At 57.2% G+C, this 1,319-nt stretch carries 1 protein-coding gene; it reads left to right on the top strand.

What is annotated here, in order from left to right:
- Window positions 1–31: 31 nt before the first annotated feature.
- Window positions 32–1,279: an IS256 family transposase gene (locus ACF8EF_RS24095; RefSeq protein WP_060495197.1), complete on the top strand. Its 1,248-nt coding sequence runs from the start codon at window positions 32–34 to the stop codon at window positions 1,277–1,279.
- The last annotated feature ends 40 nt before the right edge of the window (window positions 1,280–1,319 follow it).

Below are 1,319 nucleotides of genomic sequence, written 5' to 3'. Positions count from 1 at the left end.
TTCGGGCATAACATGAGTAAGAGGTGCATGTATGCCAACCAAAAAGAAACCCTTGCGTGACCTGCCCAAAATCCCCAAAGAGCTGCTGGAGCAGTTCGGTGAGGGCCTGATGACCGCAGAAGCTATCGAGGATGCATCTGCGGCGTTCAAGAAGGCCCTGATCGAGCGCGCCCTGAGTGCCGAGCTTGGCCACCACTTGGGCTATCCGCCGGGCGCGCAGCGCCCAGAGGATGAAACCAACCAGCGTAACGGCAAGAGTGGCAAGACGGTTTTGACCGGCGATGGCCCGCTGCGGCTGGAAATTCCTCGTGATCGAGACGGCAGTTTTGCGCCTATTCTGATCCCCAAGCATGAGCGGCGGTATACCGGTTTCGATGACAAGATCATCGCCATGTACGCCCGTGGAATGACGGTCAGAGAGATCCGAGCCTTTTTGTCCGAGCAGTATGGAACCGACGTTTCACCCGATTTCATCAGCTCTGTGACAGACGAGGTCATGGAAGAGATTGGCGCGTGGCAACAGCGGCCACTGGAGCCGATGTACCCGGTCATTTTCTTCGATGCGCTGCGGGTGAAGATCCGCGAAGAGGGCCTGGTGCGCAACAAGGCCATTTACCTGGCCCTGGGCGTTCTCCCCGACGGGACGCGGGATATCCTGGGCATCTGGATCGAGAACACCGAGGGTGCGAAGTTCTGGATGAAGGTCTTTAACGATCTCAAGACGCGCGGTGTCGAAGATGTGCTGATTGCCGTGACCGATGGTCTCAAAGGTATGCCAGAGGCTCTCAGTACCGTGTTTCCAGAGACGACATTGCAAACGTGCATCGTGCACCTGATCCGCAACAGCCTCGACTACGCGGCCTGGGACAAGCGACGGGCTCTGGCCAAGGAGCTGAAACCGATTTACCAAGCCATCAATGCCGAAGCAGCTGAGCAAGCGCTCGATGAGTTTGAGAACGGGCCGTGGGGAGAGAAATATCCGACGGTGGTGGCTGCCTGGAGGCGCGCCTGGGATCGAGTGATTCCATTTTTCGTCTTCCCACCGGCCATCAGGAAGGTGATTTACACCACCAACGCCATCGAGAGCATCAACGCCCAGCTACGCAAGGTCATCAAGACTCGCGGGCACTTCCCGAATGATGACGCAGCGACCAAACTGATTTGGCTGGGATTGCGCAACATAACAGCCAATTGGGGGAAACCGGCCCATGATTGGAAAAGCGCGATGAATCAATTTGCGATTCTGTACGGAGATCGGTTCATCAGGCCAACCTGGTGAAATCAAGGCCTGCCTGACGGCAGGCCGTTACCGGCCCGCA

The organism is Pseudomonas sp. zjy_15, assembly GCF_043101865.1.
Classification (GTDB): domain Bacteria; phylum Pseudomonadota; class Gammaproteobacteria; order Pseudomonadales; family Pseudomonadaceae; genus Aquipseudomonas; species Aquipseudomonas putida_Y.
Note: the sequence above shows the minus strand (reverse complement) of the source record. Positions and strands in the feature narration are given on the sequence as shown.